Below are 25,172 nucleotides of genomic sequence, written 5' to 3' on the forward strand. Positions count from 1 at the left end.
AAATCCGCGCCGTTGGAAAAGGACGTTAAGTCATTCAGATTTCGACAATGTGTTACAGATTTTCCAACTATCTACTTTTTGCGTTACATTTTGCTTGCCGCGAATCGCTGCTTTAATGTACACCGACTACACGGTCGGCTAATTTTTGAGCCAAACAGGAGACGCGAACCCCATGGATGCATTCATCTGCGATGCCACCCGGACCCCCATTGGCCGCTACGGCGGCGCCCTCAGCCAGGTCCGCACCGACGATCTGGCCGCTGCCCCGATTGCCGCGCTGGTCGCGCGCAACCCGGACGTGGACTGGGCCAGCATTGACGATGTGATCTTTGGCGATGCCAACCAGGCCGGGGAAAGCAACCGCAACGTGGCCCGCATGGCGGCCCTGCTGGCAGGTCTGCCGGTGGATGTGCCCGGCACCACCATCAACCGCCTATGCGCATCCGGCATGGACGCGGTGGGCATGGCCAGCCGTGGCATCCGCGCCGGAGACTATGACATGGCCATCGCAGGCGGCGTCGAAAGCATGAGCCGCGCGCCCTTCGTGATGCCCAAGGCAACCAGCGCCTTTACCCGCGCCAACGCGGTTTACGACACCACCATCGGCTGGCGCTTCGTGAACAAGAAGATGCACGAGATGTACGGCACCGACTCGATGCCGCAGACCGCTGATAACGTTGCAGAAGATTATGATATCTCGCGCGAGGATCAGGACGCATTTGCCGCCCGCAGCCAGGCCCGCTGGGCCAGCGCACATGAGGCAGGCGTCTTTGCCGAAGAGATCACCCCGGTGACCATTCCGCAGCGCAAGGGCGATGCCCTGGTCGTGGACACCGACGAACACCCCCGCCCTGGCACCGGCGCCGACAAGCTGGCGAAGCTGAAGGGCGTCAACGGCCCGGACAAGAGCGTGACCGCAGGCAATGCCTCGGGCGTCAACGACGGCGCCGCCGCCATCCTGATGGCGAATGAGGCAGCCGCGGCCAAGAACGGCCTGAAACCGATGGCCCGCATCGTCGGCATGGCCGCCGCCGGGGTCGAACCCCGCGTGATGGGCATCGGCCCGGTCCCCGCGACGCAAAAGGTTCTGGCCCGCACCGGCCTCACCATCGACCAGATGGACGTGATCGAACTCAATGAGGCCTTTGCCTCGCAGGGGCTTGCGACCCTTCGCGCCCTTGGCGTGGCGGACGATGCGCCCCATGTTAATCCCAATGGCGGTGCTATCGCCATCGGCCATCCGCTTGGCATGTCCGGCGCCCGGCTGGTGCTGACCGCCGCCTATCAACTGCAACGTACTGGCGGGCGCTACGCGCTGTGCACCATGTGCGTTGGTGTCGGACAGGGCACCGCCCTAATCCTTGAACGTGTGTAATCAGTAAGGGAGGAAACGCGCTATGTATGCTCAGATGGTGAAATCCGAGGCCACGCAAGACGACCCCGAAAAACTCGCCGCCTTTCAGGCGCGGATCGACCGGGGCGAAAAGATCGAGCCCAAGGACTGGATGCCCGAGGGTTACCGCAAGACGCTGATCCGCCAGATCGGCCAGCACGCCCACTCGGAAATCGTCGGCCAGCTGCCCGAAGGCAACTGGATCACCCGTGCCCCGACGCTGGAGCGCAAGGCGATCCTGCTGGCCAAGGTGCAGGACGAGGCGGGCCATGGTCTGTATCTCTACTGCGCGGCAGAAACGCTGGGCGTCTCCCGTGACGAGCTGACGGAAATGCTGCTGGATGGCCGCATGAAGTATTCCTCGATCTTCAACTACCCGACGCTGAACTGGGCCGATATCGGCGCAGTAGGCTGGCTGGTGGATGGCGCTGCGATCATGAACCAGGTGCCGCTGCAACGGACCTCGTTCGGCCCTTACAGCCGCGCCATGATCCGGGTCTGCAAGGAAGAGAGCTTTCACCAGCGCCAGGGCTATGACGCCATCCGAAAGATGGCCGAAGGTACGCCTGAGCAGAAGAAGATGGCGCAGGACGCGCTGAACCGTCTGTGGTTCCCGTCGCTGATGATGTTCGGTCCCTCGGACAAGGATTCGGTGCACTCGGCGCAATCGATGGCCTGGAAGATCAAGATGAACACCAATGACGAACTGCGTCAGAAGTTCGTCGACCAGACCGTGCCGCAGATCGAATTCCTGGGTCTTGAGCTGCCCGATCCCGGCATCAAGTGGAACGAGGAACGCGGTCACTATGACTACACCGATCCCGACTGGTCGGAGTTCTTCGACGTGATCCAGGGCAACGGCCCCTGCAATACCGACCGTCTGGCCGCGCGCAATGACGCCTGGAAAGACGGCGAATGGGTCCGTGACGGCCTGCTGGCCCACGCCCAGAAGAAGGCCGCGCGCAAACACGCCGCCGAATAACCGACCCAAGCCTTATCTGCCCCCTGCCCGGTCCATGATCGACCTGCGGCAGGGTGGCCCCTCAGCCAGGAGGAACACCCCATGAAACATGAATGGCCCCTTTGGGAAGTCTTTATCCGCGGTCAGCATGGCATGAGCCACCGCCACGTCGGATCGCTGCACGCGCCGGACGCCGAAATGGCGATCAAGAACGCCCGCGACGTCTACACCCGCCGCAACGAAGGCGTGTCGATCTGGGTGGTCGAGGCGAACAATATCGCCGCCTCCTCGCCCGGCGACAAAGGCCCGCTGTACGAGCCGTCGGAATCCAAGGTCTACCGCCACCCGACCTTCTTTGACATCCCCGAAGAAGTGGGGGCGATGTGATGACCCGCGAGGAAGCCTTTACTCAGTTCCTTTTGCGGATGGGTGACAACACCCTGATTCTGGGCCACCGCGTCAGCGAATGGTGTGGCCACGCGCCGGTTCTGGAAGAGGATATCGCGCTGGCCAATACCGCGCTCGACCTCATCGGTCAGACCCAGATGTGGCTTGGCCTTGCGGGCGAAGTGCAGGGGGAAGGCAAATCGGCAGATGATCTCGCCTTCCTGCGCGACGTCTGGGATTTCCGCAATGTGTTGCTGGTCGAAGTGCCGAACGGCGACTTTGGCCGCACCCTGATGCGCCAGTGCCTGTTCGATGCCTGGCACTCGATCCAGCTGGGTCACCTGATGAAATCCAGCGACGAACGGGTTGCCGCGATTGCCGCCAAGGCCAGCAAGGAAGTCGCCTATCACCTGGAACGCTCGGCCGATACGGTCGTGGGTTTGGGCGATGGCACCGAGGAAAGCCACCGCCGCATGCAGGAAGCGCTGGATTATCTCTGGCCCTATGTGGGCGAGATGTTCCAGTCCGACGATGTGGACGCGGAGATGGTCAAGGCGGGTATCGCGCCAGACCCGGCCAGCCTGCGGGATGATTTCGATGCGTTGATCGGCCGGATCATGGGCGAGGCGACGCTGACCATTCCGGACAGTTCCTTTGGTCACAAGGGTGGGCGCACCGGCAAGATGCACACCGAGCATCTGGGGCACCTGCTGACCCATATGCAGTGGCTGCAGCGCGCCTATCCCGGCGCCAAGTGGTAACACGCACCAGGGGCAAATGCTCCCGTGGTTGGGGCTGAGGCCCCGGCCATCGCGGCGGACGGGCCCTGCCCGACCATTCGGGCTGCCAGGCGAGAACATCCGGTCCAGAACATGAGGACATCCACATGAGCCAAACAGTAGACAAGCCAAGCGTGGAGCAGATCTGGGAATGGCTGGACGCCGTGCCCGATCCGGAAATCCCGGTGATCTCTCTGGTCGATCTCGGCATCATCCGCGGTGTCGCCTGGGATGGCGATACGCTGGAGGTGGCCGTCACCCCGACCTATTCGGGCTGCCCTGCGACGGCGGTGATCAACATGGATATCGAAACCGCCCTGCGCGATCACGGGGTCGAGGACATCCGCCTCAAAACCCAGATCGCCCCGCCCTGGACCACCGACTGGCTGTCGGAAAAAGGCCGCGCCAAGCTGGAGGAATACGGCATCGCGCCGCCGCAGGCGGCAGGCGGCCCGGAAAAATGCCCCCATTGCGGCAGCAAGAACGTCACCCGTGTGAGCCAGTTCGGCTCCACCCCGTGCAAGGCACACTGGCGCTGTCAGGACTGCCTCGAACCCTTTGATTATTTCAAGTGCATCTGAGGAGACCTCCATGGCGCGCTTTCACGATCTAGAAGTCACCGATGTCCGCAAGACGATCCGCGATGCGGTTGTTGTCTCCCTGAAGCCCGCCAATGGCGCGGCGGCGGAGTTCGATTTCACCCAAGGCCAGTACCTGACCTTCCGCCGCGATTTCGACGGCGAGGAGCTGCGACGCAGCTACTCGATCTGCGCGGGCAAGGAGGACGGCATCCTGCAGGTCGGCATCAAGCGCGTCGATGGCGGCGCCTTTTCGACTTGGGCCAATACCGACCTGAAACCCGGTGACACCCTACAGGCGATGGCGCCGATGGGCACCTTCTTCACGCCGCTCGATGCTGGCGCCGAAAAATCCTACCTCGGCTTTGCCGGCGGATCCGGCATCACCCCGGTACTGTCGATCCTGAAGACCACCCTGGCAGCCGAGCCAAATTCGACCTTCACGCTGGTTTACGCCAACAAGGGCGTCAACACGATCATGTTCCGCGAGGAGCTGGAGGACCTGAAGAACCTCTACATGGGGCGCTTCAACGTCATCCATATTCTGGAAAGCGATGCGCAGGAGATCGACCTCTTCACCGGTCTGGTGACCGAGGAGAAATGCGCCCAGCTGTTCGAGCACTGGATTGATATCGACAACGTCGACACCGCCTTTATCTGCGGGCCGGAACCGATGATGCTGGGCATCGCCGCAGCGCTGCGCACGGCAGGCCTGAAGGACGATCAGATCAAGTTCGAGCTCTTCGCCAGCGCCCAGCCCGGCCGGGCCAAGCGCAAGGCAAGCGCCGCCGATGCGGCCAGCAACGCCAACCAGACCTCTGCCGCGATCACCCTTGATGGCGCCACCCAGACCATCGAGATGGGCAAGGACACCACCATCCTGGATGCGGCGCTGGAGAACGCCATGGACGCACCCTACGCCTGCAAGGCCGGGGTCTGCTCCACCTGCCGCTGCAAGGTGCTGGAAGGCGAGGTGGAAATGGTCACCAATCACGCGCTCGAAGATTACGAGGTCGAAAAGGGCTACGTCTTGTCCTGCCAGGCCTATCCTGTCACCGATAGGGTGGTCGTGGATTACGATCAGTAATGCATTTCATGGCGCGCCCTTCCGGGCGCGTCTGTGTTTAAGGGCCCGTTTCACAGGGCCGAATTCAGGGAGGATCAGATATGGCCGAGGACATGAGCCTCAGCAGCTATCTTGCGCAGGGCGGCAAGCTCACCAATCCATCCAACGTGCCGCCGCGCTATCGTGCGGAACTCTTGAAACTGATGGCGACCTTTGTCGACAGCGAGCTCGCCGGGGCCGCGGGCTTTGCCGATATCATCAACGAAGGTCCCGGCATCAAGGCCCGCATCGCCGCCGCCAAGATCGTGCTGGAGAAATCCGACAATGCCGACAAGGTGCTGCGGATCATGGGGGAATTCGGCGCCGATACCGAGGCCTACGCCGATCACCACCCCTGGACCGCGCGGTTGACCCGCGATGCCGACATCGGCCAGAGCCGCAGCAAGCACGACATGCGCCTTGCGGTGTTCAACTACCCGCTGGAAGGCTGGCTTGACGCCGTGGTGATGAATCTTCTGATGGGCCGCGCTGTCACGGTGCAGCTTCGGGAGTTGTCGCAGGTCTCTTACCAGCCGCTGGCCGAGGCTTTCCGCAGCATCGCCCCGATCGAGCAGCGCCATGCGGAGCTGGCCGAAGAGGGGCTGACCCAGCTGGTAGAGAACGGCGAGACAGCGCAGGCGCAGGAAGCGGTGGACTACTGGTGGCCCCGCGTTGCCGCCTCTTTCGGCTCGCAAACCTCGGAGAAATTCGACGGGCTGCGCGCGATGGGCCTGCGCCATGACACCAATGCCGAGCTGCACGACCGCTGGGCCGCAGACGCGGGTGCGATCCTTGCGAAACTGGGCCTGACACCGGGCAACTGAGCCGCTCCGGTCCCCCCAATCCGGCGCAGGTCCCGACACAGGGTCCTGCGCGGTCTCCCCAAAAAGCGCCCATATAGTCAGGCGGGCAGGCAGGCGGGCACTCCCGCCCGGACGCTGCGCATCACGGATGCGCCTTGTCCCCTTGGGCCGGGCGCGCGCCGGGCGGCGCGCGCAAAGCGCCCGATCCTCGGTGTTTTCCCATTTGTTTCGCGTGCGAAACAGCTTGCCAGCTCCTTGTCCCGGCGCGCAGTGGCAACCCAACACCTCCACAGCCCCCACACACCCATGTGCAAAGAAGCGCCGACCGGGCACTGGACCTTGCCGGAAGAGCCTCCTAGTGTCCCGGGGACGCAAGACATTTTGAAAGGCCCCGATCATGGCAGCTGGCAGCACCATCCACACCTACTTCAACGGTCAGTGGCACGACGGGGACGTGCCAATCATGTCCGCCGCCGACCACGCGGCCTGGCTTGGCTCTTCGATCTTTGACGGGGCGCGGCTGTTTGACGGGGTGACGCCGGATCTGGATCTACACTGCGCCCGCACCAATGCCTCGGCCTCGGCGCTGATGATGAAGCCCACCGTCTCGGTCGAGGATATGGTGGAGATCACCCGCGAGGGGCTGAAACGCTTTGCCCCCGGCGCCGCGGTCTATATCCGCCCGATGTACTGGGCCACCGATGGCGATGCGACGATGATTGCGCCCGAGCCGGAGACCACCAAGTTCGCGCTCTGCCTGGAAGAGATCCCGATGGCCCCGGCGGATGCCAGCGCCACGCTGACCCGCACCCAGTACCGCCGTCCGGTGCTGGAAAACGCCGTAGTCAACGCCAAGGTCGGCTGCCTCTACCCCAACAACGCCCGCATGCTGCGCGAAGCCCGCGCCAAGGGCTTTGCCAACGCGCTGGTGCAGGATGCCATGGGCAACGTGGCCGAAACCGCCACCGCCAATATCTTTATGGTGCGCGATGGCGAGGTCTTTACCCCCATCGCCAACGGCACCTTCCTGGCCGGGATCACTCGCGCCCGCCATATCAAGAACCTGAAGGCAGACGGTGTCCCCGTGCATGAAACCGTGCTGAGCTTTAAGGACTTTGAGGAGGCCGACGAAGTCTTCATGTCCGGCAACATGAGCAAGGTCACCCCGGTCACCGCTTTCGACGACCGTCAGTATCAGATCGGCCCCATGGCCCGCCGCGTGCGCGAGATGTATTGGGACTGGGCTGCCACACATGGGTGAGTGGCGACAAAGCTTTCTGACCATCGCCGTCGGCGGGGTCGGAGCTTTGATCGCCTCCCTGATCCATATGCCGATGGCCCTGCTGGCCGGGCCTGCCATCGCCGTCAGCCTTGCCGGGCTCTGGGGCGCACCGATGGATATCGCGCCCCGGCTGCGGGATGCGGCGTTTCTGGTGATGGGGCTCAGCATCGGTTCGATGGTCAGCCCCGAAAGTTTTGCCGCCATGATGCGCTGGCCAGTGGCCTTTGGACTGCTGGCGGCCCTGACCATTGTCACGCCTTTCGCCGGGCGTAGCCTGGTGCCCCGCATCCTGCCGTTTGAGCGACACGAATCCTTTCTCGCCGCCGCGCCCGGACATCTGGGGCTGGTGATCGCGCTGGCGGACAGCCTGTCTCTGTCCCTGACGCGGCCGATGGTGCTGGCCTCAATCCGGCTGATGTCGCTGACCCTGCTGGTGCCGCTGGGGGCTACCCTTGCGGGGATGGAGATCGGCTTTGGCCTGCCGGGCAGCGCCGCCGTGACACCGCCGGGCTGGATCGCGATCCAGATCGCCATCGCCCTTGCTATCGCGCCGCTGCTGCGCCGGATCAAACTGCCCGCCCCGACGCTGATCGCCGGGATAACGGTCGCTGCGACGACCCATCTTGGCGGCTGGACTGCGGGCGGGTTGCCCGGCTGGGGGGCGCAGGGCGCGCTGATCCTGATGGGCAGCCTTATCGGGGGACGCTTTACCGGCATGAGCTGGCGCGAATTGCAGGGCAGCCTGCTGGCAGGCGGCGTGATCGTCCTTCTGACCTGCGGGCTGGCAGCGGTAGCGGCCCTGCCAGCGGCCTATCTGTCGGGGCTGCCCCTGTTGGATGTGCTCTTGGGATTTTCCCCCGGCGGGCTGGAAACCATGATCATCCTCGGCGCCGCGCTTGGCGCCGATCCTACCTTTGTCGCGGCGGCACATCTGTTCCGCCTGATGGTGCTGGCGGTGGTTCTGATGCTCTACGCAACCCGGGTTGCCAACAGCGCCGCACTGAAAAGCGATGGACAGGACGCGGCCCCTCGGGCAGATTGATCAGGATTGTGGAGGCTACAGATGCGCAAATTTCTGGTTGTGCTGGATGACAGCCGTGAATGCCTGAACGCCATGCGGTTCGCCGCGATGCGGGCGGCCCGCACCGGTGGCGGGGTGGCGATCCTGTCAGTGATCCCGCCCGATGAATTCAATCACTGGATCGGCGTGGGCGAGGTCATGCGCGAAGAGGCCCGCGAACGCATCCATGCCCATTTCGAGGTTTTCGCCAAATGGATGCGTGACCGTCAGGGGGTGGATCCGGAGCTGATCATCCGCGAAGGCGAGGCCGTGCCCGAGATCCTGGCGCAGATCGAAGCCGATCCCGACATCGGCGTTCTGGTGCTGGGCGCGGGCACCGACCGCAAGGGGCCGGGACCGCTGGTAAACCAGCTAAGCAAGACCTCGGGCAGCCTGCCGGTGCCAATCACCATCGTGCCGGGCGATCTGTCCAAGGACCGGCTGGAAGCGATTACCTGAGCCCTCAATTGCTGCCGCTGTTCCCTGATGCACAGGTGGCTTTGGCAATTTAGAACCGTTCCAAACCTTGACTTGTGCGGCCACGGCGCGCATATCTCCTGCAGACCAACGGAGACCCGAAATGTTCATTCAGACCGAATCCACGCCCAACCCGGCGACGCTGAAATTCCTTCCGGGGCAGACCGTTCTGGAGGCAGGCACCGCCGATTTCGCCAGCCCCGAAGCGGCAGAGAGCTCTCCTCTGGCCAGCCGCATCTTCGCCGTCAGCGGCGTCACCGGCGTGTTCTTCGGCAATGATTTCGTCACCGTCACCAAGGCCGACGACGTCGAATGGGATCACATCAAACCTGCCATCCTTGGCGCGGTGATGGAGCATTACCAATCCGGCCAGCCGGTGATCAGCGCAGGTGGTGAGCAGGCCTCGGGCCACGCCGAACACAGTGGCGAAGACGGCGAAGTCGTGAACCAGATCAAAGACCTCCTGGACAGCCGCGTGCGCCCGGCCGTGGCCCAGGATGGCGGTGACATCACTTTCCACGGCTTTGAACGCGGTGTTGTCTACCTGCACATGCAAGGCGCCTGCGCGGGCTGCCCTTCCTCGACGCTGACCTTGAAAATGGGCATCGAGAACCTGCTGCGCCACTACATCCCCGAAGTCACCGAGGTCCGCCCGGTCGCCGTCTGAGCGGCAGGACAGACCCGTCGCCATGCTGGCGACCTGAAAGGACAGAGGATGACAACCGAACCACTGGTTCTGGGCTTTGACACATCGGCCGCGCATTGCGCGGCCGCTTTGCTGCGCGGTGACACCCTTGTTGCCGAGGCGCTGGAGCCAATGACACGCGGGCAGGCCGAACGGCTGATGCCGCTGCTGGAAGAGGTGCTGGCGACAGGCGGCGTCACATGGGCGGATCTGGATGCCATCGGTGTCGGCGTCGGCCCCGGCAATTTCACCGGTATCCGCATTGCCGTTTCCGCCGCCCGAGGTCTGGCGCTGGGTCTTGGCGTTCCGGCCGTGGGCATCGACGGTTTTGACGCCCGCGCCGCCACAGGAACCCTGCCCGGCATTCCCGCCCCGCGTGATCAGGTCTATGCCGCCCTACCGGATCAGGCACCGCGTCTGATGCCCCGCGAGGAAGCCGAAGAGGCCGCGCGCGGTGCCGGGCTGACCTTTGCGCCCGAGGCCTCTCCCGCAGGGCTGGCCGAGGCGATCGCGCGTCTGGCAGCCGCCCGGATGGATCAGGACACCGCCGCCCCCGCGCCCCTCTATCTGCGCGCTGCCGATGCCGCCCCCGCGCGCGATACCCCGCCTGCGCTGATTGATGGCTGACGCCGTGGCCTCTGCCCCAGCCACAGACGACATGGCCAAGACCCACGCAGCGGCCTTTACCCAGTCGCGCCCATGGAGCGCTGCGGAATTCGCCGACCTCCTGGACAGCCCCCTGACCTTTGCAATCGGTGATGCCCGCTGTTTCGCCCTTGTCCGCGTCATCGCGGATGAAGCCGAGTTGCTGACCATCGCCACCCACCCCGCGCACCAGCGCCAGGGTCTGGCCCGGCAGGTGATGCAGGACTGGCAGGATCTCGCCCGCACACGCGGCGCCGCCGAAGCCTTTCTGGAGGTGGCCGCCGACAATACCCCGGCGCAGGCGCTCTACCAGGCATGCGGATTCGCCACTTGCGGCACCCGGCCCGGTTATTATGCCCGCAAAGGCGCCGCCCCTGTGGACGCGGTGCTTATGCGGTGCAGCTTACGTTAGGCCACCCGTATGGAATTCCACCGTTTGGTCAAAAAGCGGTTGACCCTGCCGCGATGCTGCGGGCTAAATTGCCGCACCTCTATTCGTCCCGGTCACATAACGCACCGGGCAGCCCAACGGCGGCTGTGACAATCATAAAACACAACTGGGAGTATTCTAATGAGCCTGATGAAAACCCTGATGGGCGGCTCGGCCGCACTGGCCGTCACTGCGGGCGCGGCCCTGGCGGATCCGGCGCTGATCTTTGACCTTGGCGGCAAATTCGACAAATCCTTCAACGAAGCGGCCTTCATGGGCGCAAAACGCTGGGCCGATGAAACCGGCGGTAGCTTCCGCGAAATCGAGCTGCAGTCCGAAGCCCAGCGCGAGCAGGCCCTGCGCCGTTTTGCCGAAGCCGGCTCCAACCCGATCGTGATGGCGGGCTTTGCCTTTGCTGACGCGCTGGGCCAGGTGGCTGCGGATTACCCAGACACCAAATTCACCATCATCGACATGGTCGTGGACGCGCCCAACGTGCGCTCGGTTGTCTTCAACGAGCACGAGGGCTCCTACCTCGTCGGCATGATGGCAGCTGAGGCCTCCAAATCCGGCACCGTCGGCTTCATCGGTGGCATGGACATCCCGCTGATCCGCAAATTCGCCTGTGGGTATGCCCAGGGCGTGATGGCCGCCAACCCCGACGCCAAGGTGATCGCCAACATGACCGGCACCACCCCGGCGGCCTGGAATGACCCGGTCAAGGGCTCCGAGCTGACCAAGGCGCAGATCAGCCAGGGCGCTGACGTGGTCTATGCCGCAGCAGGCGGCACCGGCGTGGGCGTGCTGCAAACCGCTGCGGATGAGGACATCCTGTCGATCGGCGTGGACAGCAACCAGAACCACCTGCACCCGGGCAAGGTCCTGACCTCGATGATGAAACGCGTGGACAACGCGGTTTACGAGGCCTTCAGCGATGGCGCCGACATGGAAACCGGTTTCTCGGTCATGGGGCTGGCCAATGGCGGCGTCGGCTACGCGCTCGACGACAACAACGCGCCGCTGGTTTCGGACGAGATGAAAGCCATGGTGGACGCTGCAGCGGCCAAGATCGCCTCGGGCGAGCTGAAGGTGCATGACTACATGTCCGACGACAGCTGCCCGGCGCTGTCGTTCTGATCGGCAACCGCTCTGGCCCGGCCTGAAAAGGCATAGCCAGAGCCCACTTTGCCCGGAGGCTGCCGCAACGCCGCCTCCGGGTTTGGTTTTTCCATCCCATCCGAGGGACGCACCGCCGCACCGGTATCCGCCCCCTGCGCATCACACCGGCCTCCCCCCGGTCCGCGCCCCCGCATGTTGAGGAGCCAGAATGACGGCACCAGCGATTGAACTGAAAGGCATCTCCAAGGCCTTTGGCCCCGTCCAGGCCAACAAGGACATCTCCATCAGCGTCGCCCCCGGCACGATCCACGGGATCATCGGCGAAAACGGCGCCGGAAAATCCACCCTGATGAGCATCCTTTACGGCTTCTACAAGGCCGATAGCGGCGAGGTCTGGATTAACGGCAAGAAGACCGAGATCCCAGACAGCCAGGCCGCCATTTCCGCCGGGATCGGCATGGTGTTCCAGCATTTCAAGCTGGTCGAGAATTTCACGGTGCTGGAAAACATCGTTCTGGGCGCCGAGGACAGCGGGCTGTTGATGCCCTCGTTGACCCGCGCCCGCAAGGAGCTGAAGGCGCTGGAAGAGGAATACGAACTCTTCGTGGACCCGGACAAGCGCATCGACGAGATCGGCGTCGGCATGCAGCAGCGGGTGGAGATCCTGAAGGCGCTGTACCGCAAGGCCGAGATCCTGATCCTTGACGAACCCACCGGCGTTCTGACCCCGGCAGAGGCCGACCAGCTGTTCCGTATCCTTGACCGGCTGCGCGCCGAGGGCAAGACGATCATCCTGATCACCCACAAGCTGCGCGAGATCATGGAGGCGACCGACACGGTCAGCGTCATGCGCCGCGGCGAGATGACCGCAACGGTAAAAACCGCCGAGACCAGCCCCGAACATCTGGCCGAACTGATGGTGGGCCGCAAGGTGCTGCTGCGCGTGGACAAGGTCCCCGCGAAGCCCGGCAAGCCGATCCTGGAAGTCGAGAACCTGCGCGTCGTGGACGAGGCGGGCGTTGAGCGGGTCAAAGGTATCGACCTCAATGTGCGCGCCGGAGAGATCCTTGGCATCGCCGGGGTTGCGGGCAATGGCCAGTCAGAGCTGCTGGAAGTTCTGGGCGGCATGCGCCCCGGCACCGGTACGATCCGCCTCAATGGTACGCCGCTGCCGCTGTCTGGCGCCGGATCGGACGGGCGGGCACGCCGCGCCGCCCATGTGGCCCATGTCCCTGAAGACCGACAGCGCGAAGGGCTGATCATGGATTTCCACGCCTGGGAAAACGTCGCCTTTGGCTATCACCACGCGCCGGAATACCAGCGGGGCCTTCTGATGGACAACGCTGCCCTGCGCGCCGACACCGCTGCGAAGATGGAGAAATTCGACGTGCGCCCGCCAGATCCCTGGCTGGCCGCCAAAAGTTTTTCCGGCGGCAACCAGCAGAAGATCGTCGTCGCCCGTGAAATCGAGCGCAATCCCGACCTCTTGCTGATCGGCCAGCCCACTCGCGGCGTCGATATCGGCGCTATCGAATTCATTCACAAGCAGATCGTGCACCTGCGCGATGAGGGCAAGGCGATCCTCCTGGTCTCGGTCGAGCTGGAAGAGATCCTGTCCCTGTCGGACCGGGTCGCGGTGATGTTTGACGGTATGATCATGGGCGAACGCCCTGCCGATCAGACCGACGAAAAGGAACTCGGCCTGATGATGGCCGGTGTCGCGGGGGAGGCCGCGTAAATGGAAAAGATGCCGAAATGGGCCGATGTGGTCCTGATCCCGCTGATCAGCCTGATACTGGCGGCCCTCCTCTCTGCCCTCGTAATCCTGGCCATCGGCGAGGATCCGATTGCTGCGGTCAAGATGATGGTAACCGGCGCGCTCGGCTCCACCTATGGCTGGGGCTACACGCTTTATTATGCGACCAATTTCCTGTTCACCGGCCTTGCGGTCGCCGTCGCCTTCCACGCCCGCATGTTCAACATCGGCGGCGAAGGTCAGGCGATGCTGGGGGGGCTTGGCGTTGCGCTTGTCTGCCTTTACATCCCCTGGCCGCACTGGTCGCTGGCGCTGATCTTTGCCTCCCTTGGCGCCGCCCTCTTTGGGGCCGCCTGGGCTGCCATACCGGCCTATCTTCAGGCCAAGCGCGGCAGCCATATCGTCATCACAACCATCATGTTCAACTTCATCGCAGCCGCGGTTCTGAACTATATGCTGGTCAATGTGCTGAAGCCCGCAGGGGCCATGGATCCAGCCACAGCCCGCTTTGCCGAAGCTGTTCACCTGCCAAGCCTGCACGAGCTTCTGGCCCCATTCGGTATCGCCTTTTCCAAATCGGCACCGGCCAACGTAAGCCTTCTGGTGGCCGTTGCCGCCTGCGTGGTGGTCTGGCTGCTGATCTGGCGTACGCGGCTGGGGTATGAAATCCGCGCCTATGGCCATTCCGAACCCGGCGCTCTTTATGCCGGGATCTCTCCGGTGAAGATCATCATGATCTCGATGCTGATCTCGGGTGGGCTTGCGGGCATGATGGCGATCAACAACGTCATGGGCGAGGCCGAGCGTCTGGTTTTGAACTCTACCGAGGGCGCTGGTTTCATCGGCATCGCCGTGGCGCTGATGGGGCGCAACCATCCCTTTGGCGTTTTCCTGGCCGCGATCCTCTTTGGCTTCCTCTATCAGGGCGGCGCGGAACTGGCGCTCTGGACCTCGATCCCGCGCGAATTGATCGTCGTCATTCAGGCGCTGGTCATCCTCTTTACCGGCGCGCTGGACAATATGGTGCGGATACCGCTTGAAAAGATCTTCCTTGCATTGCGGAAGGAGAAAGCCTGATGGAATTCCTGACCATCATTCAGGTGCTGGACAGCACCGTCCGTCTGGCGACGCCGCTGCTATTGGCCTGCCTGGCCGGCCTGTTCTCAGAGCGCGCGGGCATCTTTGACATCGGCCTTGAAGGCAAGATGCTGATGGCCGCCTTTCTGTCCGCTGCAGTGGCCGCAGTCACCGGCAATGTCTGGCTGGGACTGCTCGCGGGCATCGCCTCCTCGCTGGTGCTGGCTGGGCTGCACGGGGTGGCCTCGATCACCTTTCGGGGCAACCAGCTGATTTCAGGCGTTGCCATCAACTTCCTTGCCGCCGGCATGACCGTGCTGATCGCGCAGGACTGGTTCCAGCAGGGCGGACGCACGCCTTCGCTGCTGACCGAGGGCCGCTTTGGCGGGATTGAGCTGCCCTTTGCCATCGGCCCCAGCGATGCCGAGGCCACGGGCCGCCCCCTGTCCAAGCTGATCGCCGAGGCAGGCCCGCTGCATCAGGTCTATTCCGAGCTGCTCTCCGGGCATTCCATCCTCGTCTATGCCGCCTTCCTCGCGGTGCCGCTCACCTGGTGGGTGCTGTTCCGCACCCGCTTTGGCCTGCGTCTGCGCGCGGTCGGGGAAAACCCGGCAGCGGTGGACACGGCCGGTGTTTCGGTGGTGGGGCTGCGGTTTGCCGCCGTTGCGATTTGCGGCCTTCTGTGTGGCATCGCGGGCGCCTATCTGGCGACGGCCCTGCAGGCCGGTTTCGTGAAAGACATGACCGCCGGTCGTGGCTTCATCGCGCTGGCGGCGCTGATCTTTGCCAAATGGCGGCCCTGGCACGCGATGGGCGCCTGCCTGCTATTCGGCCTGTTGCAAGCGGTCGCGCTACGGTTTCAGAATATCGAACTGGGCAGCGTTACCATTCCGGTGCAGGTGATGGACGCCCTGCCCTATATCCTGACCGTGGTGATCCTGGCCGGTTTCGTCGGCAAGGCCATTCCGCCCCGCGCCGGCGGCGAACCTTACGTGAAGGAGCGCTAAGAGCGCACCGCTCACATAGCTGCATGACCCAGTCAAACCGCCCGGCCCTACGCCGGGCGGTTTTGCGTTTTACACGTGCCCTTCCCCCTCACCCGGGGCAATAAGTCCAGATTGATCCCGATTATCGGTCCTGAATGCTGCGGGGCGGCATCGCCAGTTGATTTTGCACCAGCAAAGGGGTCTAAATTGAGTATGCAGATCTACCTTCCCATCGCCGAGGTTTCGGTCAATGCCTTCCTTCTTCTGGGGCTGGGTGGGCTGGTGGGTATCCTTTCCGGGATGTTCGGCGTCGGCGGTGGATTTCTGATGACGCCGCTGTTGTTCTTCATCGGCATTCCGCCTGCTGTGGCGGTGGCGACCGAGGCCAACCAGATCGTCGCCTCCTCCTTTTCCGGCGTCCTTGCCCATTTTCGAAGGCGCACCGTCGATATCAAGATGGGGCTTGTGCTGCAGGCCGGTGGTCTTCTTGGCGCCGCGCTCGGCGTGGTGGTCTTTAACCATCTGAAACAGATGGGTCAGGTCGATCTGCTGGTGAAGCTCTGCTACGTCGTCTTTCTTGGCGTCGTTGGCGGGTTGATGTTCATCGAAAGCCTCAGCGCCCTGCGCAAATCCCGCAAATCGGGCGGCGCGCCCGCAGCGCGGCGGCAGCGCAGCTGGGTGCATGCCCTGCCCTTCAAGATGCGGTTCCGCACCTCCGGGCTTTATATCTCGGTGATCCCGCCGGTTCTGGTCGGCGTCGCTGTCGGCATTCTGGCCGCGATCATGGGCGTGGGCGGCGGTTTCATCATGGTGCCCGCAATGATCTATATCCTCGGCATGCCGACCAAGGTGGTGGTCGGAACCTCGCTGTTCCAGATCATCCTCGTCACCGCCTTTACCACCATGCTGCACGCCACCACCAACTTTACCGTGGACATCGTGCTGGCCGTGCTCCTATTGGTTGGCGGCGTCGTCGGGGCACAGATCGGCACCCGCATCGGCACCTATCTCAAGGCCGAACAGCTGCGGATCCTGCTGGCGCTGATGGTGCTGCTGGTCTGCGGTAAACTGGGGCTTGAGCTTCTTATTCAGCCGGACGAGCTGTTCTCGCTCGGCGTGGCAGGAGGTCACTGATGACGCCGCTCTTCCGCCTGTTGCTAATTGCCCTGCTCAGCCTTCCTGCGGTTCTCGCTTCCCCGGGTCGCGCTAACGAGCGCGAAGCGGTTGTGCTTGGCCTCAGCCAGAACCGCGTCGCCATCACCGCCGATTTTGACGGCTCTGAAATCCTGGTTTTCGGCGCGGTGAAACGCGACACTCCGATCCCGGCGGATGCGCCGCCGCTCGAAGTGATCGTCACCGTGTCTGGCCCCTCCGCCCCGGTCACCGTGCGTCGCAAGGAAAAGAAGCTTGGCATCTGGGTCAATGTTGACAGCGTGCTGGTCGACTCCGCGCCTAGCTTTTACGCCGTAGCCACCAGCGCCCCCTTCGGCGCGGTTCTGACGGATATCGAGGACCTGCGCCACAAGGTATCGGTCGAACGCGCCATCCGCTCGGTCGGGGCCGCGATGAACATCCGCGGCGCCCAGGATTTTGCCGAGGCCGTGGTGCGCATCCGCCGCGAGGAAGGGCTTTACTCCCTGCGGCCCAGCACCGTCACCGTGGACCAGCAAACCCTGTTCCGCACCGCGATCGACATGCCCGCGAACCTGACCGAGGGCGCCTATACCACCCGCGTGCTGCTGACCCGCGGCGGCGAGGTCGTCTCTAGCTATGAAACCGCAATCGACGTGCGCAAGGTCGGGCTGGAACGGTTCCTCTACGCCCTCTCGCGCGAACGGCCCTTCATTTACGGGATCATGTCACTGGTCATTGCCGTCCTTGCTGGCTGGGGCGCCTCGGCAGCCTTCCAGCTGCTGCGCGACCGGTAGGAGCGTCAATTCATGCCGTTTCGCAGTCTAAACAGCCAGTCGGATTGCCACCTTGGCAATCAGATGTATCGCGCAATGGGACAGCAAGCATGATCGCCTATGTCACCGTCGGAGCTGACGATATCACGCGTGCCAAACAGTTCTATTCTGCCTTCCTACCTACCCTTGGCTATGGGCTATCGGAGGGACCTGAAGGTCTAAGCTATGCCCTGCCAGTGGAGCCGGGCCAGTCTCCTGCTCTGCCTGATTTCTACGTCAAACCGCCCTTCGATGGAGAGGCGGCCTCGGCTGGCAATGGCGCCATGGTGGCCTTTGAGGCGCGCAGCCAGAAACAGGTGCGCGCCCTCCATGCCGCCGCGCTGGCCGCAGGAGGCTCTGACGAAGGGCCGCCAGGATTTCGTGACACCTATGGCCCCCGGTTCTTTGTCGGCTACTTGCGCGATCCACAAGGCAACAAGATAGCATTGTTTTCCAGCAACCCGAACGAGCCGGGACGAGACGGTTAGCCCAGGTCTTCAAGGGCGACAGGATCACGACCTCTCGAAACAGGCAGCGCGCCATGCGCGGTGCCCGGCCCAACGGGATGAGAGCGGCGCAAGCAGCTTGAAGACGGGCGGGAGTGCCCCGCCCTGCCGTCCTCAGCCGCGGCCGATATAGGGCATCTTGGTGGCCATCACCGTCATGAACTGCACATTGGCCTCCAGCGGCAATTCAGCCATATGCAGCACCGACCGCGCCGCATCCGCCACATCAAAGGTGTCCATCGGCGCGGCCTCGGGATTGGCCTCGGCATGGCGATGGGCCAGATCCTCCACCATCGGGGTGCGGGCATTGCCGATGTCGATCTGCCCGCAGGCGATATCAAAGGGCCGACCGTCCAGCGAGATGCTGCGGGTCAGCCCGGTGATCGCCGATTTGGTGGCCGCATAGGGCGCCGAGCCGGGACGCGGCACATGGGCAGCGATGGAACCGTTGTTGATGATCCGTCCGCCCTGCGGTGCCTGATGGCGCATCTGCCGAAAGGCCGCCCGCGCCGCCAGGAACATGCCCGTGAGGTTCACATTGACCGAGGCATGCCAATCCTCCAGCGCGATCTCATCGATGGTGCCGGGGGGCGTGAAGATGCCCGCGTTGTTGAACAGCACATCCAGCCGTCCGGCCTGCATGGCAAAGCTGTTGACCGCATGATCCACGGCGGTGGCATCGGTGACATCGGCAGGCAGCACATAGGCCCGGTCGTGCCCCAGCGCCACATCCGCCAGCTTGTCCGCGCGCCGGGCCAGCAGGCCCACGGTCCAGCCTTGGGTCAGGAACTGTTCGGCCACCGCCCGGCCAATGCCAGAGCTGGCGCCGGTGATCAGGATTGTCTTGTTGCTCATAACGCGGTTTCCTCCTCTGCCTCGAGTGTCAGCGCCGCCACCGGTGCGGCGCGCAGATCGTCCACCCGGAGCGGCCCGGTGGGTTTGGCCAGCCGGTTGCGCACCACCCAGATCAGCCGCTCCTGCGCCCGGGTGATCGCCACATAAGCGAGCCGTTTCCACAGCGGCTGACCGGCCTCGACCCGGCCCATGCGCGCGGCGGCGTAGATATCGGGGGCAAAGACCTGCGCGGTCTCCCATTGCGAGCCCTGCGCCTTGTGAATGGTCACCGCCGCCCCATGCAGAAAGGTCGCCCCCATGCGCGCGGCAAAGGGGATGAAGGGCTCTTCCTCGTCCGGTTTTTCGATCTTCACGATGGAAGCGGCCGAGACCTGCGGATCCTCGGCGCCCATCACGTGCAGGCGGGAAAATCCGGGCTTGCGGCCGGGGCCGAGGTAGATCACCTGCGCCCCCTTGATCAGCCCGCGCGCTTCAAGATCCAGACGTTTCTTGCGGTGTTTCAGCGGCAGTTCGATGCCATCGCAGATCAAAGGTTCGCCTTCGATCAGCGCATCCTCGGGCGCCCCATGGACGCTGCGGAAGGCGTTGATCAGGCGGATGCGGGTGTTGTTGCGCCAGACCAGCACCGGAGAGCGCGCCATCAGGTCGACCTCGACCCGCTGCCCCCAGACCACGCGCTCGTCGCGGCGGGCGGTGTCTTCGACCATGCGCTCGAAATCCTCGAACCCCAGCTGTGGATCGGCCAGCGCATGGGCGAGATCCAGAATGGGGTTATCGGCCTCCTGCCGGTGAATGCGGCTCAGCACCAATTTGCGCGTCTCTGGCAGCCCGTCAAAGACCATGGCGCCGGATTGGTTCACCGGTGCCAGCTGCGCCGGGTCGCCAAACAGCAGCAGGGTCGGGAAAATCTCTTTGAGATCGCTGAACTGACGGTCATCCAGCATCGAGGCTTCATCGACAAAGCCGATGTCCAGCGGATCCTCGCGGCGTTTCCAGCCGGTGATGAAATCGGAGCCGCGCAGCCCGGCCGCCGCCAGCGCCCCGGGGATCGATTTGTTGCGCTCGTAAAAGGCCGCCGCGCGGGCCAGCGCCTCTTCGGTAAGACCTTCGATATCAGGCTCTTCGCCGTTTCCGGCCAACCATTCCGCGATGCGTTCGTATTCGGGATCGTAGACCGGCGTGTAGAGAATCCGGTGAATGGTGGTCGCGGGCACCCCGCGCAGCCGCAGCACGCTGGCTGCCTTGTTGGTGGGGGCCAGAATCGCAAGGGTGCGCTTGCCGCTTTTCTTGCGACTTTCGTAATCGCCCGACACCACTTCGACGCCGGCATCTTCCAGCGCCTTGTAAAGCTCGGCCAGCAGCAGGGTCTTGCCCGATCCCGCCTTGCCGATCACCGCCATCACCCCGGCATCGCCGCGCGGCGGATGCAGCAGACCATCGTCCAGATCCACCCCGGCCTGGTGCAAAAGCGCGGTCACGCTGTCAAAAGCGGCGGCCTGATCGTCGGAGAATTGAATAAGCGGCTTTGTCATGGCGCGACCCTACAGCTGCGGGGTCGGCTGCACCAGATGCAACCGGCCCCGTGGCATGTGGGGTCGCAAGACAGACCCGAGTCCTAGCCAGTCAGCGCCATCTGCTTCATCGGGTCGGCACCGCCAAAGGAGCGGTCGAACCACAGCCGCGACAGCTCGGGCGCGATGCCCGCGCGGCTGGCCACCATGTCATAGCTGTCCGGAGTGAACTCCCACAGACCGACGTTGATCTGGTCACGACCTTCTCCCTCGGTGCCCAGAACCTCGGGGCTGGAGCCGATGGCGCGATAGATCCGGATCATCCGACGGTCAAAGACACCGACGAAATGGCGGATGCCGAAATTGCGCATGATCTCACCCCCGCCCAACATCAGCGCACCCGCCACCTTGGACGGCGCATTGCGCGACAGGCAGAACCGGGTACATTCCCAGATCAGCGGGCTGGTGATCGGACTGCCGCCAGTGAGATGGCCAAAAATTTCGTTCACCATCACGCGCCCGGTGGTCGGCAAAAACCGCATGGAGCCGCCATGGCTGCCATCCGGCATTTCCCAGATCACATAAAGCGGATCCAGCGCATCGTATTGATCGCGTTCCTGTCCGTTGGCATCGACGCTGACCTCCCAGCCCAGACGGGTGCGGAATTGGTCGGCGCGATCCTGAAACATGGAGCGGGCCAGTTCAGGATGTTTATGCAGGTCGTGTCCGTAGATATAGCGAAGCATTTTTTCGTCCCCTTTTGCTTGAAATGCAGGGGGAGCTTACGCCCAGAAGGCGATGCGCCAAAGACATTAACGAATTCATAAGATTGGATTTGAGCAGATTTTCGCGCCCGGATCAGACAACGATAAAGCCGCAGCTTAATGCGCGGGCAATTGCATGAGTCGTATTCAGCGCGCCGAGTTTAAATCGAGCACTTTCAATGTAAACGCGCAAGGTATGTTCCGAAATTGAAAGCGTTTGTGCGACCTGCGCACGGCTGTAACCAATTGCCAGCAGGGTCAGTGCATCAATTTCCCTTGGCGACAGGGTTTGGGCCTGTTCCGGGCCGCGATCAGGTTCGAATTCCAGCGCTTTGCGGTTGAAATAATGCGCCATCAGAATCAGTTCGCGGCTGTGGGCTTCGGTGAATTCTTCCCAGTCCTCATCTGAGCAATTGTGATTGACGGTAAAGAGCGCGAATTGCCCGTTGGGACCGCGAATCGGAATTGAATAACCCTGATTTCCGACCCCATGCGCCAGCGCGTCTTTCAGAAAAATACGCGCCGATTTGGTGGACCAGTCGAGCCGCTTCCAATCGACCGGATGAAACCGCTGATAACAACCAATGATGACCGGATCGGTCCGCAGATAGCCCTGCTCCAGATAGCGCTGGACCCAGACATCATCATAGGTGCCACAGCCGTATTGCTCGCCTGCGCTATCGACCCAGTGATAGACGATATGATCGATCTCAAAGGCATCCCGGACGCGCTCGGTGATCTTTTGCAGACCCTCAAGTGTCGTGGTGGCATCCAAGTCCTCCAGGATGCCGTCCAGATCTACCGTTTTCCCCATAGGATCGCGTACCGTTGTCATCAAGCTGAGGCGTGATCTCTGCATAAGCAATATCCAGCGCGATATCGAGCTGGTCGCCTAGCCTCCCCAGACCTTTTGCAGCGGCAACCTCTCTGAGGTCAACGAGAACGTCCAGAATCCATTCATTTTTTGCCATATCGGCCCCCCCTTGAGCCTATGTCACCCAAGGACAGCCTAATTTTGCGAGAATTTTTCGTATATTCGCAGATTTTCCTTCCCCAGAAATGGTGAGGAAAGCCCTGAGCAACATTCTGAAATTGTTATATTTTAAGATTCAGAAAGCAAAAAAGAGCGAACCACTTGAAATGATTCGCTCTTCTGATTTTCAGCAATAGAAACCCGGCAGGGCGGGATTATTTGCCCGCTTCGAGAACGTCCTCAAGGGTGCGAAGACCAGTCTTGGGCGCCTGCACCAGAACCGACATATTGCCGGGCAGATGTTCGTTGCGCAGCATCTTCATGTGCGCCTCAGGCAGGTCGTTCCAGGTGAACACTTCGGACATGCAGGGATCAAGACGACGCTCCAGCATCAGCTTGTTCGCGGAAGACGCCTGTTTCAGGTGGGCAAAGTGGCTGCCCTGCAGGCGCTTCTGGTGCATCCACATGTAGCGCACATCGAGCGTCAGGTTATAGCCGGTGGTGCCTGCACAGATCACCACCATGCCGCCTTTTTTGCAGACAAAGGTGGAGACCGGGAAGGTCGCCTCACCGGGGTGTTCGAACACCATGTCGACGTTCACGCCCTTGCCGGTGATTTCCCAGATCGCGGCGCCGAACTTGCGCGCTTCCTTGAACCAGGCGGCATATTCCGGGGTGTTGACCGTCGGCATCTGGCCCCAGCAGTTGAAGTCCTTGCGGTTCAGAACGCCCTTGGCACCCAGGCCCATGACGAACTCCCGCTTGCTCTCGTCCGAGATCACGCCGATGGCGTTGGCGCCGGCGGTGTTGATCAGCTGGATCGCGTAGGAGCCAAGACCACCCGACGCGCCCCAGACCAGAACGTTCTGGCCCGGCTTCAGGTCGTGCGGCTCGTGGCCGAACAGCATGCGGTAGGCGGTGGCCAGCGTCAGCGTGTAGCAGGCGCTTTCTTCCCAGGTCAGGTGCTTGGGGCGCGGCATCAGCTGCTGGGCCTGCACATTGGTGAACTGAGCAAAGGAGCCATCGGGAGTTTCATAGCCCCAGATACGCTGGCTCGGCGAATACATCGGGTCGCCGCCGTTGCATTCCTCGTCGTCGCCGTCGTCCTGGTTGCAATGCACCACGACCTCGTCGCCGACTTTCCAGCGCTTCACCTTGGAACCAACCGCCCAGACGATACCCGCGGCATCGGAGCCGGCGATGTGATAGGGCGCCTTGTGACCGTCAAAGGGCGAGATCGGCTTGCCCAGCGCGGCCCAGACACCGTTGTAGTTGACGCCGGCGGCCATCACCAGGACCAGCACCTCGTGGCTGTCCAGCTCGGGCACATCCACCACTTCCTCGACCATGGCAGTGTTCGGCTCACCGTGGCGCTCCTTGCGGATGGTCCAGGCGTACATCTTCTTGGGGACGTAACCCATCGGAGGGATTTCGCCCATCTCATAGAGATCCTTCTCGGGCGCCTCGTAGGACAGAACGTCGGTCTGCGTGTCCAGAGCCATGATGGCCTCCTTCGTTAAAACGGTTTTGCCGCAATGCAGAATCGCGGGTCTACCTAGGGAATAAAAACGGCAAGGTAATAATGCAACCCCATTTGAGGTTGTTTTGTAATTTTATGACCTCGCAGACGCAGAAACTTCCTTGGCGTCTGCAGCATCCGTAGGCAGGGCCGCTGCAGGCAGCAGGTGACGAATGGAGTTGGCATAGTAGGTCAGCAGGTCCCGTTTGGCGGGCACCGGCACGTAACGCCCGTGTTCGGAGCGCAGAATGCCGCGCCGCACCAGGATCCGCAGCGCTGTTTCAACCGCATAGGACCGGCTGTCGCGGGGCAGATGAATATGGGAGAGTGGCATCCGCTCCAGCAGCGCCGCAAGCCGCTGTTCCAGCGCGCTGCGCGTCATTGCGCCTTCGGACAGCAGCAACCAGCAGACCGCGGGCACCGGCAGTACCGGTACGATATCACCGATCCGCTCCATCAGCTCCTGCGACAGGGGTTCGGGTAGATCTGACGCCGTGACCGGCCCAGAAGGATCGGCAGCCTGCTGCGCGGCGGTGAATTCCGCAAGGCTCAAAGGGCGGCCAAAGTTCACCGCAGCATAGCCGAACCGGTGATAGCGACCGGTCATCCACAGCCACAGCTGCCGCAGCATCCGCGCCATCACCACGCCGATACGGGCGCGGAACCGGCGCTCTCCGGCGCGCCCGGCCGAGGTCAGGATCTTGTCCTCCAGCACCCAGTCGTAATTCAGCCCCACCGGCACAAAGACCACATCCCGCCCCGCCCCGGCCGGGTCCCGCGCGTCGACAATGTATTTCAGCAGCCCAAGACGCGGCGGCGCCAGCGCGCCGTCCAGGCTAAGCCCCCCTTCGGGGAACATCGCCTGCGTCGCGCCGCCCTGCGTGGCAAGGCGCACATAGGTGGCCAGCACCCGGCGATAGAGTTCATTGCGGGATTTGCGACGGATGAAATAGGCCCCCATGGCCCGGATCAACCGCGACAGCGGCCAGACCCGCGCCCACTCCCCCACCGCATAAGACAGGGCCGAGCGCCGCGCTGCCAGATAGGTGATCAGCACGTAATCCATGTTGCTGCGGTGGTTCATCACAAAAACCAGCGTTGCCTCCGGGTCGATGCGACGCAGCGCCTCTTCGTCCTGATGGCCCAGACGCACCCGGTAGATCGCATTGGACAGCCAGCGCGTGACGCGAATGGCAAAGCTGAAATAGGTGAAGGCGGAAAAGGACGGAACGATCTCGCGCGCATAGCGGCGTGCCTCTTCAAAGGCGACGTTGTCGGGAATGCCTTCCGCCGCCGCGTGATCGGCCACCGCCTGCGCCACCTGCGGATCATAGATCAGCCGCTGGATCATGTCATAGCGCCGCGCAAGGCGGAATGGCTCGATCGGGCGCTCCAGCCGCTGGTTGAGCCGTGCCACCGCCCGTTCCAGCCGCCGCCGGAAGAACCAGCGCACGGATGGAAACAGGAAATGCGAGGCAAAGGTGACCGCAGCAAACAGCAGGATCAGCACAAACAGCCAAAGCGGAAGCTCTACGGTACTCGTCATGGCCCGACTGTGGCAGCAAAGGCCTGCAC

Annotated in this window: 26 protein-coding genes; 20 read left to right on the forward strand and 6 right to left on the reverse strand. The window is 63.0% G+C overall.

The window, feature by feature from the left end:
* The first annotated feature begins 172 nt into the window (after positions 1-172).
* The 20 genes from pcaF (at position 173) to SM763_RS12545 (ending at position 17,957) form a co-directional block, all read left to right on the forward strand.
* On the forward strand, positions 173-1,375 hold the full coding sequence (gene pcaF / locus SM763_RS12450) for a 3-oxoadipyl-CoA thiolase (RefSeq protein WP_065272555.1): 1,203 nt from the start codon (positions 173-175) through the stop codon (positions 1,373-1,375).
* A 22-nt stretch (positions 1,376-1,397) separates the two neighbouring features.
* Positions 1,398-2,375 (forward strand): 1,2-phenylacetyl-CoA epoxidase subunit PaaA, encoded by a 978-nt coding sequence (gene paaA, locus SM763_RS12455; protein ID WP_065272554.1) that lies wholly within the window; start codon positions 1,398-1,400, stop codon positions 2,373-2,375.
* 81 nt (positions 2,376-2,456) lie between these two features.
* Entirely contained in the window at positions 2,457-2,741 is a 285-nt protein-coding gene (paaB, locus tag SM763_RS12460; protein ID WP_065272553.1) for a 1,2-phenylacetyl-CoA epoxidase subunit PaaB, read from the forward strand.
* Positions 2,741-3,502, forward strand: coding sequence for a 1,2-phenylacetyl-CoA epoxidase subunit PaaC (gene paaC, locus SM763_RS12465; protein ID WP_065272552.1), 762 nt, complete (start codon positions 2,741-2,743; stop codon positions 3,500-3,502). The genes paaB and paaC overlap by 1 nt, the downstream gene beginning before the upstream one ends.
* A gap of 125 nt (positions 3,503-3,627) precedes the next feature.
* Positions 3,628-4,101: a 1,2-phenylacetyl-CoA epoxidase subunit PaaD gene (gene paaD, locus SM763_RS12470; protein ID WP_065273708.1), complete on the forward strand. Its 474-nt coding sequence runs from the start codon at positions 3,628-3,630 to the stop codon at positions 4,099-4,101.
* A gap of 10 nt (positions 4,102-4,111) precedes the next feature.
* Positions 4,112-5,185: a 1,2-phenylacetyl-CoA epoxidase subunit PaaE gene (gene paaE, locus SM763_RS12475; protein WP_065272551.1), complete on the forward strand. Its 1,074-nt coding sequence runs from the start codon at positions 4,112-4,114 to the stop codon at positions 5,183-5,185.
* 80 nt (positions 5,186-5,265) lie between these two features.
* Positions 5,266-6,027, forward strand: a complete 762-nt coding sequence (locus SM763_RS12480) for a Phenylacetic acid catabolic protein (protein WP_368998728.1) — start codon at positions 5,266-5,268, stop codon at positions 6,025-6,027.
* A 376-nt stretch (positions 6,028-6,403) separates the two neighbouring features.
* Positions 6,404-7,267 carry a branched-chain amino acid aminotransferase gene (locus tag SM763_RS12485; protein ID WP_368998729.1) on the forward strand — a complete coding sequence of 288 codons (864 nt, stop codon included), beginning with the start codon at positions 6,404-6,406 and terminating at the stop codon, positions 7,265-7,267.
* Entirely contained in the window at positions 7,260-8,330 is a 1,071-nt protein-coding gene (locus SM763_RS12490) for an AbrB family transcriptional regulator (RefSeq protein WP_368998730.1), read from the forward strand. Before SM763_RS12485 ends, SM763_RS12490 begins: the two co-directional genes overlap by 8 nt.
* Positions 8,331-8,351: 21 nt before the next feature.
* Positions 8,352-8,807: a universal stress protein gene (locus SM763_RS12495; protein ID WP_065272547.1), complete on the forward strand. Its 456-nt coding sequence runs from the start codon at positions 8,352-8,354 to the stop codon at positions 8,805-8,807.
* A gap of 121 nt (positions 8,808-8,928) precedes the next feature.
* Positions 8,929-9,492, forward strand: coding sequence for a NifU family protein (locus SM763_RS12500; RefSeq protein WP_065272546.1), 564 nt, complete (start codon positions 8,929-8,931; stop codon positions 9,490-9,492).
* A 48-nt stretch (positions 9,493-9,540) separates the two neighbouring features.
* Positions 9,541-10,137 (forward strand): tRNA (adenosine(37)-N6)-threonylcarbamoyltransferase complex dimerization subunit type 1 TsaB, encoded by a 597-nt coding sequence (gene tsaB / locus SM763_RS12505; protein ID WP_274831404.1) that lies wholly within the window; start codon positions 9,541-9,543, stop codon positions 10,135-10,137.
* On the forward strand, positions 10,130-10,567 hold the full coding sequence (locus SM763_RS12510) for a GNAT family N-acetyltransferase (protein ID WP_368998731.1): 438 nt from the start codon (positions 10,130-10,132) through the stop codon (positions 10,565-10,567). The genes tsaB and SM763_RS12510 overlap by 8 nt, the downstream gene beginning before the upstream one ends.
* Before the next feature lie 159 nt (positions 10,568-10,726).
* Positions 10,727-11,722, forward strand: a complete 996-nt coding sequence (locus SM763_RS12515) for a BMP family lipoprotein (RefSeq protein ID WP_065272543.1) — start codon at positions 10,727-10,729, stop codon at positions 11,720-11,722.
* A 190-nt stretch (positions 11,723-11,912) separates the two neighbouring features.
* Positions 11,913-13,442: an ABC transporter ATP-binding protein gene (locus SM763_RS12520; protein ID WP_368998732.1), complete on the forward strand. Its 1,530-nt coding sequence runs from the start codon at positions 11,913-11,915 to the stop codon at positions 13,440-13,442.
* A complete protein-coding gene (locus SM763_RS12525) occupies positions 13,443-14,537 on the forward strand; it encodes an ABC transporter permease (protein ID WP_368998733.1) in 1,095 nt (364 codons plus the stop codon).
* Positions 14,537-15,544: an ABC transporter permease gene (locus SM763_RS12530; RefSeq protein ID WP_274827618.1), complete on the forward strand. Its 1,008-nt coding sequence runs from the start codon at positions 14,537-14,539 to the stop codon at positions 15,542-15,544. The genes SM763_RS12525 and SM763_RS12530 overlap by 1 nt, the downstream gene beginning before the upstream one ends.
* A gap of 192 nt (positions 15,545-15,736) precedes the next feature.
* Positions 15,737-16,657: a sulfite exporter TauE/SafE family protein gene (locus SM763_RS12535; RefSeq protein ID WP_274827617.1), complete on the forward strand. Its 921-nt coding sequence runs from the start codon at positions 15,737-15,739 to the stop codon at positions 16,655-16,657.
* Positions 16,657-17,451 (forward strand): TIGR02186 family protein, encoded by a 795-nt coding sequence (locus SM763_RS12540; protein ID WP_065272538.1) that lies wholly within the window; start codon positions 16,657-16,659, stop codon positions 17,449-17,451. Before SM763_RS12535 ends, SM763_RS12540 begins: the two co-directional genes overlap by 1 nt.
* Before the next feature lie 89 nt (positions 17,452-17,540).
* The gene (locus SM763_RS12545; protein WP_368998734.1) at positions 17,541-17,957 is read left to right on the forward strand and encodes a VOC family protein; all 417 of its coding nucleotides are present in this window, start codon (positions 17,541-17,543) and stop codon (positions 17,955-17,957) included.
* A 132-nt stretch (positions 17,958-18,089) separates the two neighbouring features.
* Here the strand turns inward: SM763_RS12545 and SM763_RS12550 are convergent, their stop codons facing one another.
* The 6 genes from SM763_RS12550 to SM763_RS12575 all read right to left on the reverse strand — a co-directional run bounded on the left by SM763_RS12550 (position 18,090) and on the right by SM763_RS12575 (position 25,143).
* Positions 18,090-18,830 carry an SDR family oxidoreductase gene (locus tag SM763_RS12550; RefSeq protein ID WP_065272536.1) on the reverse strand — a complete coding sequence of 247 codons (741 nt, stop codon included), beginning with the start codon at positions 18,828-18,830 and terminating at the stop codon, positions 18,090-18,092.
* Positions 18,827-20,362 carry an ATP-dependent DNA helicase gene (locus SM763_RS12555; protein ID WP_274827613.1) on the reverse strand — a complete coding sequence of 512 codons (1,536 nt, stop codon included), beginning with the start codon at positions 20,360-20,362 and terminating at the stop codon, positions 18,827-18,829. Before SM763_RS12555 ends, SM763_RS12550 begins: the two co-directional genes overlap by 4 nt.
* Positions 20,363-20,445: 83 nt before the next feature.
* Positions 20,446-21,087 carry an acyl-homoserine-lactone synthase gene (locus SM763_RS12560; protein ID WP_065272534.1) on the reverse strand — a complete coding sequence of 214 codons (642 nt, stop codon included), beginning with the start codon at positions 21,085-21,087 and terminating at the stop codon, positions 20,446-20,448.
* A 112-nt stretch (positions 21,088-21,199) separates the two neighbouring features.
* On the reverse strand, positions 21,200-21,919 hold the full coding sequence (locus SM763_RS12565; RefSeq protein WP_065272533.1) for a helix-turn-helix transcriptional regulator: 720 nt from the start codon (positions 21,917-21,919) through the stop codon (positions 21,200-21,202).
* A gap of 374 nt (positions 21,920-22,293) precedes the next feature.
* A complete protein-coding gene (gene ccrA, locus SM763_RS12570; RefSeq protein ID WP_065272532.1) occupies positions 22,294-23,580 on the reverse strand; it encodes a crotonyl-CoA carboxylase/reductase in 1,287 nt (428 codons plus the stop codon).
* Between the two features lie 111 nt (positions 23,581-23,691).
* Complete coding sequence (locus tag SM763_RS12575; RefSeq protein ID WP_368998735.1) at positions 23,692-25,143, reverse strand: 1-acyl-sn-glycerol-3-phosphate acyltransferase; 1,452 nt, start codon at positions 25,141-25,143, stop codon at positions 23,692-23,694.
* Positions 25,144-25,172: the final 29 nt, after the last annotated feature.

This window comes from Pseudophaeobacter sp. C1-32P7 (assembly GCF_041008775.1).
Classification (GTDB): Bacteria; Pseudomonadota; Alphaproteobacteria; order Rhodobacterales; family Rhodobacteraceae; genus Phycobacter; species Phycobacter gallaeciensis_A.